14 protein-coding genes and 1 tRNA gene are annotated in these 14,301 nt (G+C 64.5%); 8 read left to right on the forward strand and 7 right to left on the reverse strand.

The genetic code is table 11. From position 1 onward, the window contains the following. Positions 1–25: 25 nt before the first annotated feature. Together AC4D2M_RS08225 and AC4D2M_RS08230 are read left to right on the forward strand one after the other, a co-directional pair. Positions 26–634 (forward strand): class I SAM-dependent methyltransferase, encoded by a 609-nt coding sequence (locus tag AC4D2M_RS08225; protein WP_490891186.1) that lies wholly within the window; start codon positions 26–28, stop codon positions 632–634. Further along, a complete protein-coding gene (locus AC4D2M_RS08230) occupies positions 631–2,037 on the forward strand; it encodes a hypothetical protein (RefSeq protein ID WP_490891187.1) in 1,407 nt (468 codons plus the stop codon). Before AC4D2M_RS08225 ends, AC4D2M_RS08230 begins: the two co-directional genes overlap by 4 nt. A 28-nt stretch (positions 2,038–2,065) precedes the next feature. Here the strand turns inward: AC4D2M_RS08230 and AC4D2M_RS08235 are convergent, their stop codons facing one another. Beyond that, the gene (locus AC4D2M_RS08235; protein WP_490891188.1) at positions 2,066–2,713 is read right to left on the reverse strand and encodes a hypothetical protein; all 648 of its coding nucleotides are present in this window, start codon (positions 2,711–2,713) and stop codon (positions 2,066–2,068) included. 141 nt (positions 2,714–2,854) lie between these two features. Between AC4D2M_RS08235 and AC4D2M_RS08240 the strand changes: the two genes are divergently transcribed. The 3 genes from AC4D2M_RS08240 to AC4D2M_RS08250 all read left to right on the forward strand — a co-directional run bounded on the left by AC4D2M_RS08240 (position 2,855) and on the right by AC4D2M_RS08250 (position 5,035). Continuing rightward, positions 2,855–2,927 (forward strand) — tRNA-Lys (locus tag AC4D2M_RS08240). A gap of 185 nt (positions 2,928–3,112) precedes the next feature. Continuing rightward, the gene (locus AC4D2M_RS08245; RefSeq protein WP_490891189.1) at positions 3,113–3,718 is read left to right on the forward strand and encodes a hypothetical protein; all 606 of its coding nucleotides are present in this window, start codon (positions 3,113–3,115) and stop codon (positions 3,716–3,718) included. Positions 3,719–3,754: 36 nt separating this feature from the next. After that, positions 3,755–5,035, forward strand: a complete 1,281-nt coding sequence (locus AC4D2M_RS08250) for an endonuclease/exonuclease/phosphatase family protein (protein WP_490891190.1) — start codon at positions 3,755–3,757, stop codon at positions 5,033–5,035. Here AC4D2M_RS08250 and AC4D2M_RS08255 read toward each other — a convergent pair. Continuing rightward, positions 5,032–5,508 carry a hypothetical protein gene (locus AC4D2M_RS08255; protein ID WP_490891191.1) on the reverse strand — a complete coding sequence of 159 codons (477 nt, stop codon included), beginning with the start codon at positions 5,506–5,508 and terminating at the stop codon, positions 5,032–5,034. The genes AC4D2M_RS08250 and AC4D2M_RS08255 overlap by 4 nt on opposite strands. Positions 5,509–5,911: 403 nt before the next feature. Here AC4D2M_RS08255 and AC4D2M_RS08260 point away from each other — a divergent pair, with 403 nt between their 5' ends. The 3 genes from AC4D2M_RS08260 to AC4D2M_RS08270 all read left to right on the forward strand — a co-directional run bounded on the left by AC4D2M_RS08260 (position 5,912) and on the right by AC4D2M_RS08270 (position 7,742). Then, complete coding sequence (locus tag AC4D2M_RS08260) at positions 5,912–6,124, forward strand: hypothetical protein (RefSeq protein WP_490891192.1); 213 nt, start codon at positions 5,912–5,914, stop codon at positions 6,122–6,124. A 152-nt stretch (positions 6,125–6,276) separates the two neighbouring features. Beyond that, positions 6,277–7,014, forward strand: coding sequence for a hypothetical protein (locus tag AC4D2M_RS08265; RefSeq protein WP_490891193.1), 738 nt, complete (start codon positions 6,277–6,279; stop codon positions 7,012–7,014). Then, entirely contained in the window at positions 7,011–7,742 is a 732-nt protein-coding gene (locus AC4D2M_RS08270; RefSeq protein WP_490891194.1) for a hypothetical protein, read from the forward strand. The genes AC4D2M_RS08265 and AC4D2M_RS08270 overlap by 4 nt, the downstream gene beginning before the upstream one ends. Before the next feature lie 218 nt (positions 7,743–7,960). On the opposite strand, the gene AC4D2M_RS08275 is transcribed toward AC4D2M_RS08270, so the two are convergent. Genes AC4D2M_RS08275 through AC4D2M_RS08295 form a run of 5 tightly spaced genes read right to left on the reverse strand, consistent with a single transcriptional unit; the run spans position 7,961 to position 13,852 of the window. Next, a complete protein-coding gene (locus tag AC4D2M_RS08275) occupies positions 7,961–8,236 on the reverse strand; it encodes an HPr family phosphocarrier protein (protein ID WP_490891195.1) in 276 nt (91 codons plus the stop codon). A gap of 30 nt (positions 8,237–8,266) precedes the next feature. Beyond that, positions 8,267–9,985 (reverse strand): phosphoenolpyruvate--protein phosphotransferase, encoded by a 1,719-nt coding sequence (ptsP, locus tag AC4D2M_RS08280; RefSeq protein ID WP_490891196.1) that lies wholly within the window; start codon positions 9,983–9,985, stop codon positions 8,267–8,269. Between the two features lie 23 nt (positions 9,986–10,008). Next, positions 10,009–12,090, reverse strand: a complete 2,082-nt coding sequence (locus tag AC4D2M_RS08285) for a PTS fructose transporter subunit IIABC (protein ID WP_490891197.1) — start codon at positions 12,088–12,090, stop codon at positions 10,009–10,011. Between the two features lie 17 nt (positions 12,091–12,107). Further along, the gene (locus AC4D2M_RS08290; protein WP_490891198.1) at positions 12,108–13,088 is read right to left on the reverse strand and encodes a 1-phosphofructokinase family hexose kinase; all 981 of its coding nucleotides are present in this window, start codon (positions 13,086–13,088) and stop codon (positions 12,108–12,110) included. Continuing rightward, positions 13,085–13,852, reverse strand: coding sequence for a DeoR/GlpR family DNA-binding transcription regulator (locus AC4D2M_RS08295; protein WP_490891199.1), 768 nt, complete (start codon positions 13,850–13,852; stop codon positions 13,085–13,087). Before AC4D2M_RS08295 ends, AC4D2M_RS08290 begins: the two co-directional genes overlap by 4 nt. Positions 13,853–14,301 lie beyond the last annotated feature (449 nt).

Here is a 14,301-nt window from a genome sequence, read left to right on the forward strand (position 1 = left end):
CGACCTGCTCTCAGGGGAATACCCCGTGTACCGTGTTGGACGTCGGCTGGGTATCGATATGCTCCGGCTCGCGCCGGGTCAGCAGGTGCTCGACGTCGGCTGCGGAACCGGCCTCAACTTCTCCCTGCTGCAGCAGAAGATCACAGCGGCGGGACACGTCGTCGCTATTGACCGCAGTGCCGAGATGCTTCAGCAGGCGCGACGCCGAGCGGCCCGCAGGGGCTGGCGGAACGTCACTTTTATCCAGGCGGACGCTACAACCATGACACCCGCAGACGTCGGAAAACGGCTGGCGGCCGCCGGTGGCAGGGAGCTGTCCGACGCCGCCCTCGCCACCTACGCGCTCTCGCTCATGCCTGAGTGGGAGCGTGCGTGGGCGAATATGCGCACCATGACGACGACGGCGGCGCGGCTGGGCGTCGTCGACATGCAGAAGCCCACCGGTCGCTACTCCGTGTTGACGCCCCTGGCCGTGGCGGCCTGTCGGCTGGGCGGGGCTGACATCGATGCGCACCCATGGACGGGTGTTGAACGGGATTGTTCAGACGTCGAGGCCGCATCCGCTCGCGGGGAGCACCTGCAGATCCGGGTTGGTTTCGACCAGGCGGGGACAACCCCCGGAGAGGAAAGATGACCATGCAGTTGGTGGAGCTTCTCCGACGGATTGAGCTGCAAACCCGGCCGGTACACCCCGCCTCGCGTGCTGCCATGGACGCGCGGTGGGAAGCGCTGCCCGACCACGTGAAAACTCCCAGCCAGCTACTGGGCCGCTGCGCCGTCGGCTGCGAGGGGACCCATGGCGTGTTCCCGAAATGCAACCTGACCTGCTCACCCTGCTATCACTCGGCCGATGCCAACCAGGTCAGGGTCGACGGGCGGCACACAGCTACCGAGGTGGAGCGGCAAATGAGCTTCCTGCGGCACATGCGCGGCCCGCGGGCACATGCCCAACTCATCGGCGGGGAAGTGAGCCTGCTCAGCCCCGACGACCACGCCGCCGCGCTTCAGATCATGCGCGCTAACGGGCGTGAGCCGATGTCTATGACGCATGGTGATTTCGACTATGAGTATCTGCTCGCCGTCGTACTTGACGGGATGGGCAGGCCTCGGTTCGACCGGGTTTCCTTCGCCGCACACTTTGACTCCCTGATGCGGGGGCGCCGTGGCGCTGTTCGGCCGCGGAGCGAGACGGAGCTCGACCCTTTCCGGAGCAACTTCGCCGCAATGTTCGGGCGGCTGCGCGATGAGCACGGCATCGGGTCCTACCTTGCGCACAACATGACGGTGACTCCTTCCAATCTCGGGGAAGTCGCCGCGGTGACGCGCTCGGTTCTGACAATGCCCTACAACATGCTGTCCTTTCAGCCGGCGGCGTTCATCGGTGACGACCGCCGCTGGAAGGAGGATTTCACCGAGGTCGGCATTGACGAAGTGTGGCAACGCATCGAGGAAGGGGCAGGCCAGCAGCTGCCATGGCAGGGCACCCAGTTCGGTGATCCGCGCTGCAATCGCTATACGAGCGGACTGCTGGCCGATGGCAGGTTCGCCGTCGTCATCGATCCGGCCGATCCGGTCGACACGGCGGCCCGCGATCGCCTCCTTGCCCACCATGGCGGGATGTTTTTCGGTGGACAGCCGCGCCCTGTGGTGGCAGCCCGGGTGGTCCGGGCCGTGTTTCGCCATCCCGGTGACGTGGCGGTAGCACTCGGAATCGGGCGCCGCATGCTGAATCGGGCGGGCGGGGCTTCAGCCATCCTGCGTTCGTGGCGACGCGGGAAACTGGGTTTAAAGTCATTCGTCGTCCACAACTTCATGGACGCTTCCGTCGTTGCGCCGGCCTGGGAGCTGATGGAACGCGGAGAGGTGAGTGAAGCACCGGCTGTCAGGGAGGCGCAGGAGCGGCTGGCGGCGTGCATGTACACCATGAGCCACCCGGAAACCGGCCGTCTGGTGCCTGCGTGCGTCCAGCACTCCGTTTTCGATCCCGATGAGAACCGTGGCCTGCGGAAGCTGCTGCCGTTAGCGGTGAAGAACTGAACCGTGGCTGTTCGCTGCAGGCGAACAGTTAGTCCAGTTCGCCGCGGCGCCACGAAGCGGCAGCGTGCTCCAGGTCCTCGGCGGTCTTTACCAGCTGGTGCGAACTGCGGGTGAGCTTGCTCGCGTGGGCGCCGTTGGACGGTTCAGCGTCGTCAGCGTGGTTGGTCTGGCCCAGGGCAACAACCCGGCAGAAAGCAGCGAAACGCTCAAGCGCTACATCGAATTCACCATCGAATGCGCCGGAGAGGATGGTGTCTGCCATCTTCTGGACCTCATCGGCGCCGGGCGGCTCAGCGACGCCGGCAACAACCTTCGAAACCTGAGCCACCTCCTTGCCGGCTTTGAAGTAGGCAGCGATTCTCTCGGGACTCTGCTGGGTGGCGGCACGCAGGGCATAGAGGCGCCAGAGTGCGCCGGGAAGCGAGCGCGCAGGGCTCTCGGCCCACAGCTCGGCTATAGCCTCAAGTCCCTGCTGATCCGCCAGCTGCACAAGGCGCTGCGTCACCTGCGGGTCTTCGGCCTCCCGGCCATGGTGAACCAGTGCGTGCGCAGCAAGGTGGGCGGCTTCCGAGACCCGGGAGGGGTCGGCACCGCCGGCAAAGACCTCGAAGTCTGCAGGCGCGAACGGCTTGGGTTTGTGGTGCCGAGGGCTGTTGTCGATGTATTCGCCGTCCATGGCTTGAGAATACTCCTGCGCCTATTGAGGGGCTAGACACGCGGAGAACCTCGGCAGTTTCACCCCAACGGAGCCAGGTTGCCTTATCCCCCGATCGGGTGCGATAAAGTAGACACGTCATTCGGGGTGCCCGAATGATGTGGGCCTTTAGCTCAGTTGGTAGAGCATCGGACTTTTAATCCGTGGGTCGTGGGTTCGAGTCCCACAGGGCCCACTTTGAGCGCATCGAGGAACATCCCCGTCGAGGTATCGGCGGGGATGTTCTCTTATCGGGATGTTGCCGATCACTCCCGCTTGTTGCTTTCCGGCAACGACCATTGACTCCCGCGGACAGGAAGTCTGTACTGGAAGTGCAGACTCTTTCCAGCAAAACGGCACGTGGTGCCGGGAGGAAAACCAATGCCCGCCCTATTGGCGATACCCGTCCAGACAGCGCTCGCGGTCGCCGTGATCTGTGCCCTCATTGCGCTGACGGCGCTCGCGGTGTCACGCTGCCTGGCAACCGATGAGGACCGCGACGGCGTCTTTTGGTACGGCTTCACGGGCGGATTCGCTTGTCTCGGAGCCATCACGGGCGCCGTGGTGCTCGTCCCGGAGACCGCAGCTGTCACAGGGCTGGCCGGCGTGCTGGGCCTCGGCATGGCCTCCGGCTGGGTGTGGCGCGGGGAGCAGGAGCGGAAGGCGCGCCGTCGTCGTCAGAGTGTGGAACAGGCGTGGTCAGCCCTGCGGGCCCGCCACGAATCGGTTCTGCAGCGGTGGGTGAGCTATGAACTGGATCCGGCTGTCGCCATCGACTACCCCAACATGACGGACGTGAAGCAACCTGAAACGGCTCAGTTGGTGCGTGCCATGCGGAACGCCGCAGCGTTGCGTGAGCAGGCAGATACCGACGACGCCGCCGCCGCTCCGGACTACGAGAGGGCCGTCGCTGAGCTGGAGACGGCGTTCGAGGCAGCCGAGCGGGCGGCCGGGGCCCATTCGACCCCCCACCGGAGGGACGGCTAGGCTGGACCGGTCACTCAGGATCAAAGGGGAATGTCCATGGGTTCAGCACATACACGTCGCCACCGCGCGGCCGTCCTCCTGACCGTTGGAGCGCTCGCCGTCACTGCTATCGGTGTGTCGGCGCCCGCTGCGACTGCGCGCCATGACAGCAAGCCCGGCGTCGCACAGGCCAAGGGCAAGGGCAAGGAGAGCGTCCGCTTCGCCACCTACAACGCGAGCCTGAACCGATCCGCCGAGGGAGCGCTCGCAGCGGATCTGAGCACCGGTGACAATGAGCAGGCCCGGCGAATCGCCGAGGTCATCCAGATCAACAATCCCGATGTGGTGCTGCTCAACGAGTTCGATTATGACGCCGACAACAGGGCAGCCGACCTCTTCCGGACGAAATACCTTGAGGTGAGCCAGAACGGCAAGGCACCGGTCAGCTACCCCTACGTCTATACCGCACCATCCAACACCGGCATCCCCAGCGGGATGGACCTGAATAACGACGGCAGCGTCGGTGGCCCGGATGACGCGCTCGGATTCGGTCAGTTCGAGGGCCAGTACGGGATGGTCCTTTTCTCCAGGTACCCCATCGATACCGAGAACGTACGTACGTTCCAGAACTTTCTCTGGAAGGACATGCCGGGGGCGCTCCTACCCGATGACCCCGCGACGTCCAAACCCAGGGACTGGTTTACCGAAGAGGAACTCGCTGTTGTCCGTCTGTCCAGCAAGTCGCACTGGGACGTTCCGGTGACCGTCGGCGGCTCAACGGTGCATGTGCTCGCGAGCCACCCCACACCGCCGGTTTTCGACGGCGAGGAAGACCGCAATGGGCGGCGAAACAGCGACGAGATCCGGTTCTGGGCCGATTACATCCGCGGCGGCCAGAGCGCGAACTACATTTACGACGACGACGGCGCCCGCGGAGGACTCGAACGGCGCGCCAACTTCGTGGTGTTGGGCGATCTCAACAGCGACCCGGCTGACGGTGATTCACGCCCGGGATCGATTGCCCGGCTTCTCGGGTTGAAGGACGTACAGGACCCGCTGCCCACCGCGGAGGGCGCCGCGGAAGCATCGGTCCTGCAGGGCAGCGTGAACTTGGAGCATCGTGGAGATCCGGCCCTGGACACCGCTGACTTCGAAGACGCCGGAGCAGGCAACATGCGCGTGGACTACGTGCTTCCCTCGAAGACGCTGAAGGTACGTAGCTCAGGCATCTTTTGGCCGCGGGCTGGTACCCCAGGCTCGGAGCTGACCGGCGTATTCCCGTTCCCCACCAGCGACCATAGGCTTGTGTACGTCGACGTGGACGTCAAGAAGCGCTAACGGCGCCGCCGGTCCCAGAAGATTGCGCTGAGCGCGCCGGCCGCAGCGAGAAGAATGCTGCCGCTGACAACAATGCCGCCGGCAGACTGGCTGATGATGAAGATCCACTGAGGGTATGGACCGTTGATCGCGGTTTCGTCCACCTGAAGCGGCGCGAAGACCGCCCACAGGCCCAGGGCGAGGAGCACCGCACCGAGCAGCCACAGCACCAGCACGAACGGGTTGATTCGCTGGCCGGTGGTTGCGGCGGGGCCGGGAGGTCCGCCACCCTGCGGCATCACCTCGACCACGTTCGCCTCCTCTTCGGGCGATGGGTGAGCCGGCGCCTCCGAAGGCGCGACCGGCCGCTGCTGGTGCCGCTGCGGTTCCCCGGGAGAAGTCCTGCGGTTGCCAGGGGTTGCCGGAGTTCCCGTGCCGCCGCGCTGGTAGATGGGGCTGTACCGGTTGTCGATGTTCGGCGTGTTCTCGCCCATGGTTCCTCCTGGCCTGTTCTGGAAATCTACTAGTTCTGCCGCGTCGGGGTAAGTGCGCGCGGTGCAGGAAGACCACCGAGCCTCTGGTCAGTGTCCGGGTGCTCGTGTAGGTTGAAACGCATGGAAACAATAATTTTCGAGTAATTGTGCCGGGTGGGCACTTCCGTTGCCCGCCGCAATAACAAGAACATCATTCGAAAAGACCGTGTTGAGGCCTTCGCCTCCACGTTTGTTTCCGCTCCTCCTGCGCATGAGCCCGGCTTCGGCTGTTCCCGTGCCTTGCCCCAGTCATTGCAGAAGGATCCCTACGGAAGCCGAGTACCAGTGGAGGCAACAACCGCTGCTGTTCACGGGTTGGCTGTAGGTGAGTGGCTCAACCGGTCATAGCCATTGAAGGAGAGTCATGACCCAGCAAGATAACGAGCAGCCCCTGAACGTCCATCTCACCGAAGACGCTGCCAGGAAACTGGTGGACGATCCACGCGCCCGCGAAGCGCTCGCCCGGAAGAACCCGGCCTTTGGGGAGCTGGATAGCGCACACAGTACGGGCCGCAGGAACAAGTCCATCCATGCCAGCAACCGGCAAGGAAAGCGGGAGAAGAAGGTGCGCTGGTAGCTTGGCTGCCGACCGCACGCCGGTGGAGGAAGGTTAAAGTGAAACTGGCTCCGCGTTCTGCGTATGGGGGAATCGCAGAATGGGGAGCCAGCACCTCCAACTATACTGCAAAGTAGGGGTTAAAAGTCCAGTCGCAATCCACCTGAAGGGTGATGATGACAGTCACAGCCAAATCATTCCAGCTGTGGCGTACCCAGGTTGCCCCGGAAGCGACGGTTTCGGACCTCTGCCGCAAGGCGGACATCAAGCGGTCCACCCTCGCGCAGCAGCTGGTTCGTGGAAAAGTCTCTGTGGAGACCGTGATCAATATTGCGCGCGCGTACAACATTTCTCCAGTGCAGGCGCTCAGTGAGTTCGACGGATATCGGGATCTCGCAGCCGGGATCCTGCCGCCCACCTCGGCGGAATATCTCAGCCAGGTCTCCCCGATGGACCTTCTACGCCTGATCCTGGGGCGCAGCGAGGAGACCGACTGCGTGGGCAGCCCCGTGAGCTTCAAACTTTCGCCGCTTCCCCACCGTTATTCAGTACGCGCCTGGTTTGACGCCGTCGACCCCGGCGAACTGCGCCAGGCACTCACCTTCAGAACCGGAATAGCTCCCCAGAACCTCTCTGCTCAGCTGAGTGCGGGCCGGTTGAGCACCCAGCTGTGCGTGGAAGTCGCCAGGATCTCTGAGGTTTCGCTCGCCAACGGTTTGGTGGTGACCGGACTTCTTACCCCCGAAGAAGGGGGCTGGGCCGACGACGGTCGGGAGCAGGTCCTGAGCGCCCTGCCCGACTCAGAGCTCATCCTGATAGCGCGGGACCGGCTCGACGGACTGGGAAAGCGCCTGCGAAAACAGGAGCAGGACGATTCACGTGAACAGACGCTATGGGAGAACCTCGGATGAACGGTGGAACATTCATACAGTGGCTGGCGCTCGCGCTCTGTGTCATCTTCGCGGCCATGCGCCTGCCGGACGCTGTTCGCGGCAAGGGCCGGAGCATGTTTGCCGTCTTGGTTCTTCTTTCGCTCGCAGTGGCGCTGAGCCTGTCACCGATCTATCTTTTCGTTGACGGCCTGCTCGGCGGAGCGAATCTGGCGAACCTTGTAATCCGGATCAGCCTCTACGTCGTCATGCTGCTACTGGGGGTGCGCTGTGCGGCCGCCTTCGGATCGGACCGTGCACGCAGGTGCATCGAAGGACCGGTGGGAATGGCGGTTCTGGCGTTGACAGTGCTCGTGACGGTGGTCCTATTCGCCCTGAGTGATCTTCCGCAGTCCTCTACCGGACTTGCCGCCTACTCCGATCAGCCCACGGTGCACTGGTACGCAGACATGGGCCGCCTCTACCCGGGATTCGTAGCTGCCTGCCTGATGGGCCCGGCTTTTGCGAGCGTGCGCGACCGCAGCCGCCGCAGCCTGCATCGGGTGTCCGCCGCGCTGATTGGTACTGGGTTGCTGATGGTGCTGATGATGGCGGTGCTTCTGTTGTTCCCGCTCGATATTGGGGCGGCCGAAGTGCTCCTCCCTTTCGGTGGGATCGTCCTGGTGACGGTTGGCCTCACTATGATCTGGTCATCCCGCAAGCGCGCGGAGAAGGACCGTTCCGTGAATTTCCTTGCGGGCGAGCACTGATACTTCTCGGCCCGCCTGCGGCCCACGATAAAATTTTTTCAATCGAAGTGAGAAACACTATTCACGTTTTCATCATGGTGTGTCAAAATTATGATTATGTAACTCCCGGTGACCGTGGGGGGTCTCCGGGTTACACAGAAATAGGTGCGTCCATTAGAACGGGTGGACGCACCTATTTCGTATAACTTGCGGGAGTTGGCCCGCTACAGGATCTGCTGCTAGGCGTCGTGGTCAGTCTCGAGGATGCGCACCAGGGAGTCCAGCGACTCCTCTGCGCCGTCGTCCTCCGAACGGAGCACAACTACATCGCCGTTCTCGGCTCCGAGACTCATGAGGGACAGGATGCTTGATGCGTCCATCGCTTCGTCTGCCGGGCTGCCCTCAAGGGCGATGGTCACCTCAACGGGCAGTTCCCCCGCCGCTTCGGCGAAGATGGCTGCAGGCCTGGCATGGAGCCCCACCCGGCTGGCTACGGTTGCTTTGCGTTCGATCATGATCTTCCTTCCGGTTGCGTTTCTGCGAGCCTACAGGCCCAGCGTTTCGAGAATCGGTAAAGAGGCTCGCACAGCTGTGCGTGCCTCAAGAGCAGTAGTGGCAGCCAACGCACGCTCGGCGATGTCCCTGGCTTCGGCGAGGGACACCGAACCAATGACGGCGGCTACCGCGGCCAGCGCCCGCGCGCTCATGGACAGTGAATTGACACCCAGACCCACCAGTACGACGGCGAGGGCCGGATCGGCGGCCGCCTCGCCACACACGCCGACGGACTTCTCGTCGTCACCATTGTTTTCACTACCTGACGCAGCATCCCTTCGGGCAGCGTCGGCGCCGGCTACTGTCTGGCGGATCAGCTGAAGGACGGCAGGCTGCCAGGGGTCGTTGAGGGCGGCGAGCGGTCCAAGCTGGCGATCGGCAGCCATCACGTACTGAGTGAGGTCGTTGGTGCCGATTGACGCGAAGTTCACGCGCTGAAGAATGGGCCGGGCGGTCAGGGCTGCAGACGGCACTTCAACCATCACCCCGGGGACCTTCAGACCCGCCGCCGCGCAGGATTCAGCGAATCGCTGGGCTTCCTCGGCGGTGGAGATCATGGGCGCCATGACCCAGATGTCCGTGGTGGCGCCGTCGGACGCTTCGGCGATCGCCTTCAGCTGGCGGTCCATCACCCCGGGAGTGGCCAGTTCGGTCCGGTAGCCGCGAACTCCCAGGGCGGGGTTCGGTTCGGTGGCGTCTGTGAGGAACGGCAGGGGCTTGTCTGCGCCGGCATCGAGCGTGCGCACCACAACCTTCCCTTCGGGGAAGGCTTCGAACACTTCCCGATACGCCGCAGCCTGTTCGGCAACCGTCGGTTCGGTATCCCGGTCGAGGAAACAGAATTCTGTGCGGAGAAGCCCCACGCCCTCAGCACCGGCTTCAGCCGCCTTGCGTGCATCAGCACCGGCACCCACGTTGGCGAGCAGTGGAACCCGGTGACCGTCCGTCGTCGTGCAGGTGCCGCTGTAGCTGCCGAGGGCCTGCGACTGCTCAGCCCAGAGGGCGGCGGCAGTCCGTTCGACATCTCCCGGCCCGGCGTGCACAGTTCCGGCGGCGCCGTCGACGAAAACTTCCGTGCCGTCGTCGATATCCTCCACGCCGTGGGCTGCGACGACGGCGGGCAGGCCCAGCCCGCGGGCAAGGATCGCCGTATGGGACTGCGGCCCCCCGGAGCTGGTGATCAGCGCGATCACCAGCTCCGGGTCGAGGGTGGCAGTATCAGCCGGCGCAAGATCCTCCGCTGCGAGGACGAAGGGATGATCGGCAGTCGGTATGCCGGGTGCCGGCAGACCGCGCAGTTCGGCGACGATCCGTGAGCGGACGTCCAGGACGTCCTGTGTCCGCTCCGCCATGTAACCGCCCAGTCCCTTCAGCATGTCAGCTACCTGGGCGCCCGCCTCCCAGACAGCACGCTCGGCGGAGGTGCCGGCCACGATGAGGGTGTTGGCCGATTTCAGGAGCATTGGGTCTGCCGCCATCATGGCAGTCGCCTCAAGGACTGCCCTGGCGTCGCCGGTGGCGGAGTCAGCCCGCCCCCGGAGTTCGGCCTGGACTTGTTTGGCGGCGGTGTTCAGCCGTGCAGTCTCATCATCAACCGTGGTGTTGGACCATCTGTCCCCGGCGGGCGGTTCCGAGACCGGACGCGGCATCTGCCGCACCGGCCCGATCACGCGACCGGGGCTCACTCCTACGCCTGTGAAAGTGCTCAATGGTCCAACTCCTCAGCTAGGGACTAGGCTGCAACCGATTCGGAGGCGGTGGCCTCGGCCGGCTTGCGTACAGCGAACCGCTTCAGTGCCACCACCACAAGAGCCGAGACGATCATGCCCACCAGGATCGATACAACAAACATAACGACATTGCCGATTGCGAAGAATACGAAGATTCCACCGTGCGGTGCCTGGGAGGTGACGCCCGTGCCCATGATCAAGGCCCCGGTGATCGCAGATCCGACCATGCCTGCAGGGATGACGCGCAGCGGGTCCGCGGCAGCGAACGGGATGGCGCCTTCAGAGATGAAAGCAGCGCCGAGGAGCCACGCAGCCTTGCCGTTTTCACGCTCGGCGAGGGAGAACCGACGGCGGTCGATGACGGTTGCCAGGGCCATTGCCAGCGGCGGAACCATGCCGGCGGCCATGACCGCGGCCATGATCTGCCACGGAGCCTGGTTGGCCACGGCACCTGCGCCGAGCCCTGCGACTGCGAAGGCGTAGGCCACCTTGTTGATGGGGCCACCGAGGTCCACCGCCATCATGAGTCCGAGGATGATGCCGAGCAGTACGGCACCGGTGCCGGTGAGGCCAGAGAGCCAGTCGTTGAGGGCAACGGTAAGGGCGGCAATTGGGCCGCCGAGTACCAGAAGCATGAGACCGGATGCAATGATCGAGGCCACCAAAGGAATGATTACCACCGGCATGAGGCCGCGCAGCCAGCGGGGGACCGCCAGCTTGCCGATCTTCATGGCGACATAACCGGCCAGCAGGCCACCCACGATCGCGCCGAGGAACCCTGCGCCCATGAAGCCGGCAACCGCACCGGCGACGAAGCCCGGAGCGATACCCGGACGATCGGCGAGCGCGTAGGCGATGTATCCGGCAAGCGCCGGCACCAGGAAGCCCATCGAGAGGGCGCCGATCTTGAAGAACACCGCGCCGAGGTAGGCGCCGAGCGCGCCCTGCGCCGTCTCCGGGAACTCCGTGGGGAGGTTCCACAGGCTGTTGTTGAGGACCATGTCGTCAGCGAAGCCGGTGATGTCGTAGCCGCCGAGCAGGAAGCCCAGGGCAATGAGGAGACCGCCGCCGGCAACGAACGGGATCATGTAGCTGACGCCGGTGAGCAGCGCACGCTTCAGTTGTCCACCGACGCTCTCGCCGCGGCCGTCGTCGTCGGAACCCTGCATCGAGGAATCGGCGACCCGGCGAGCGTTGGGATTGTCCGCCGCTGCGAGCGCTTCATCCACCATGACGCCGGGCTCATCGATGCCGCGCTTGACGGGCGCATTGATGACCGGCTTGCCGGCGAAGCGGTGCTTGTCGCGGACATCGACGTCGACAGCGAAGATCACGGCGTCTGCCGCCGCAATGATCGAAGGGTCAAGGGGAGTGGATGCGGACGAGCCCTGCGTCTCAACCTGGAGGTCGACGCCGCGTTCCTTGGCGGCGGCGACCAGTGAGTCGGCGGCCATGTACGTGTGGGCGATCCCAGTGGGGCACGCAGTGACGGCCACAAGCCGTTTGGTCCGGGCTGCTTCGGGCGGCGTGGTGGTTCCGGGGTCGGCCGCCTCGGGAGTGGTAACGGCAGTGGCTCCGCCGCCTTGGGGGGTGGTAGCGGAAGTGGCGCCGCCGCCCTCCTTCTGTGCCGGTGCCGTTTCGAGCGCTCCCTCAACCAGGGCCACGATCTCCTGCTCGGTAGCGGCGGCACGCAGCGATGCGTTGAAGTCCTTCTTGATCAGGGAGCGTGCCAGCTTGGACAGGAGCTTGAGGTGCTGCTGGTCGGCACCTTCCGGAGCGGCAATGAAGAACACGAGGTCTGCCGGTCCGTCCTTGGCGCCGAAGTCGACTTTGGGCTCGAGGCGGGCCATCGCCAGCGTGGGCTCAAGAACAGAAGTGGAGCGGCAGTGTGGAATGGCGATTCCGCCGGGGATGCCGGTGGCTGTCTTCTCCTCGCGGGCCAGCGCGTCGGCGAACAGCCCTTCCACCTGGTCGGCGCGGCCCTGCGCCACCACAAGTTCGGCGAGTCGGCGAATGACGTCGGCGCGGTCGTTGCCCAGGGACTTGTCGAGAACGACAAGTTCGGGCGTAATCATTGCGGACATGGGGATTCCTTCGGAGGTTATGGGTGGTTGGGGGAGGTATTGGCTGGGGTGAGTGCCTGGACAGTGACGGCGTCCGGTGTGGTTTGGTGCAGGGCCGGCACTGTGGATCCCGGTAGGGATGCCGCAGCAGAGCCGTGAGCCACCGCCTGGCGCAGGCAATCGGGGGCACTGGCGCCGCGGGTATGCGCCAGGAGGTAACCGGCCAGTGCGGAGTCTCCCGCACCGACCGTTGAGATCGCAGTGATGGGCGGATGCTGCGCATGCCACGCGCCGTCGGCCGTGACCAGCAGGGCGCCCTTGGAGCCCAGGGTTGCAAGTACCGCGCGGACACCCCGGTCGAGTAGTCGCGTGGCAGCTTCGACAGCGAGCTCCTGCCGGCCTTCGAGGTCGTCCCCGGCGCCGAGCCCGGTGAGCTGGGAGAGTTCCTCGGCGTTCGGCTTGAGCAGGTCCGGTGCGGCGTTACCGTCAATCGCCTCGATGAGCGCTGCTTCGGATGCGTCGATCGCGATCAGCGGCGCCCGGTCACCGTGTCGGTTCCTTACCGCGCGTACTGTCGCCGCATAGAAGTCCGACTCAAGCCCCGGCGGCAGGGAACCCGCGAGAACCAGCCAGCGGGCGCCGTCGGACAGGTCCACTACCAGGTCAATGAGTGCGTCGGCGTCCTGGGGTGACAGCGCCGGGCCGGGTTCATTGATTTTGGTGGTGGTGCCGTCCGGCTCCGTGATGGTCACGTTGCTGCGCAGCGCCGCGGAGATGGGCAGGTTCCGGTAAGGCACGCCCGCGGCCTGAAGTCCGATGAGAACCGGATCTTCGTCATGGCCGGGCAGAATCGCAAGAGCCTCTGTGCCACCGGCCGAAAGCGCGCGGCAGACATTCACACCCTTGCCTCCCGATTCCTGACGGTTGGCGCTGGCACGCTGCACTGCGCCGCGGGTGAGCGGAGCAGCGAGCTCGATCGTGCGGTCGAGGCTGGGATTGGCGGTAAGCGTGACGATCATGCGACCACCAGCTCTACGTCCGCGTCAGCCAACGCACGGGCGAGACCGGCCTCCGGCTGGACATCTGTGATGAGTGCGTCGATCTCACTGAGATCAGCGAAACCGACGAGCGTCTCCGCGTTCAGCTTTGATGCGTCCGCCAGTACGACGACGCGGCGCGCCGATCGAACGATTGCCGCCTTCACGGAGGCCTCCTCTGGGTCTGGGGTGCTGAGTCCGAATTCCGGATGCACACCGTTGGCGCCGATGAAAACGACGTCCGGGCGGAAGCCGCTGTACCGCGCCACAGTGCCGCTGCCAACGCACGCGCTGGTGAGGCTGCGGACGCGCCCTCCAATGAACTCGAGCTGGAGGGATGAGCCGATGAGGGTGTGGGCAACCGGCACGGAATGGGTGATGATCAGGAGCTGCTCACTGGCTTCCTGCGCGAGGAGCGATGCGAGGCTGCCGGTTGTGGTTCCGCCGTCGAGCACAATTGAGCCCTCCGTTGGAACCATGGTCAAGGCTGCCTTGGCGATACGGGCCTTCTCCGCCTGGTTGCGGCCCTCCCGGCTGGTCAGGCTGAGCTCGCTGGTGCTTGCGCTGGTAGCCGGGACGGCGCCGCCATGAACGCGGCGCAGGAGCCCGTCCTTCTCCAGAAGAGCAAGGTCACGCCGGACGGTTTCTTTCGTGATGTTGAAACGGGCGGCCAGCTGCGCGACGCTTACGCGGCCCTCGGAGGCAACCAGTGCGGCGATCCTGTTGTAGCGTTCTTCGGCGAACAAGCTGGCCCTCCTTGCCGGTGACTAGTGTCACATGCGTGTCTGTTTCAGTGACTCTATCTTTGTTTGTGTTTGCCTGTCAACGAAAAACAGAAGAAAAAACAGATCGGTGTGACGTAATCGTTTCGAATCTGGACGGACCGCCTTAAGCAGGGAAGCCACCCGCGCAGAGGCGCGGGTGGCTTGACAGGCGTCCGGGCTGTTCGAGAACCCGACTGGTGGAGTTTGGCTAGATCCCGACGGCGAAGGCGAGGATTGCACCGATCGCAATCAGGACGATGGAGGAACCGATTCTCCTGCCAACTACTCAGGGATTTGACCTGCTTGGGAAATTCTTCCGTTTGTCACAGTAGCCGCAACAGGTGGCGAATAACGCTCTACGTAATCACCGTACTGGCATCGGGCTCGGGAGAATCGGGCGGCGCGGACACAATTGCCGTCTGCGCTATTGC

The sequence above is a fragment of the Arthrobacter sp. TJ-270 genome (assembly GCF_058269075.1).

Excerpts from the sequence above, each read along its gene's own strand:
- AC4D2M_RS08235 (WP_490891188.1), bottom strand. The coding sequence starts at position 2,713 with ATGGACGGCGAATACATCGACAACAGCCCTCGGCACCACAAACCCAAG.
- AC4D2M_RS08250 (WP_490891190.1), top strand. The coding sequence starts at position 3,755 with ATGGGTTCAGCACATACACGTCGCCACCGCGCGGCCGTCCTCCTGACC.
- AC4D2M_RS08245 (WP_490891189.1), top strand. The coding sequence starts at position 3,113 with ATGCCCGCCCTATTGGCGATACCCGTCCAGACAGCGCTCGCGGTCGCC.
- AC4D2M_RS08270 (WP_490891194.1), top strand. The coding sequence starts at position 7,011 with ATGAACGGTGGAACATTCATACAGTGGCTGGCGCTCGCGCTCTGTGTC.
- AC4D2M_RS08285 (WP_490891197.1), bottom strand. The coding sequence starts at position 12,090 with ATGTCCGCAATGATTACGCCCGAACTTGTCGTTCTCGACAAGTCCCTG.
- AC4D2M_RS08230 (WP_490891187.1), top strand. The coding sequence starts at position 631 with ATGACCATGCAGTTGGTGGAGCTTCTCCGACGGATTGAGCTGCAAACC.
- AC4D2M_RS08255 (WP_490891191.1), bottom strand. The coding sequence starts at position 5,508 with ATGGGCGAGAACACGCCGAACATCGACAACCGGTACAGCCCCATCTAC.
- AC4D2M_RS08265 (WP_490891193.1), top strand. The coding sequence starts at position 6,277 with ATGATGACAGTCACAGCCAAATCATTCCAGCTGTGGCGTACCCAGGTT.
- AC4D2M_RS08290 (WP_490891198.1), bottom strand. The coding sequence starts at position 13,088 with ATGATCGTCACGCTTACCGCCAATCCCAGCCTCGACCGCACGATCGAG.
- AC4D2M_RS08260 (WP_490891192.1), top strand. The coding sequence starts at position 5,912 with ATGACCCAGCAAGATAACGAGCAGCCCCTGAACGTCCATCTCACCGAA.
- AC4D2M_RS08275 (WP_490891195.1), bottom strand. The coding sequence starts at position 8,236 with ATGATCGAACGCAAAGCAACCGTAGCCAGCCGGGTGGGGCTCCATGCC.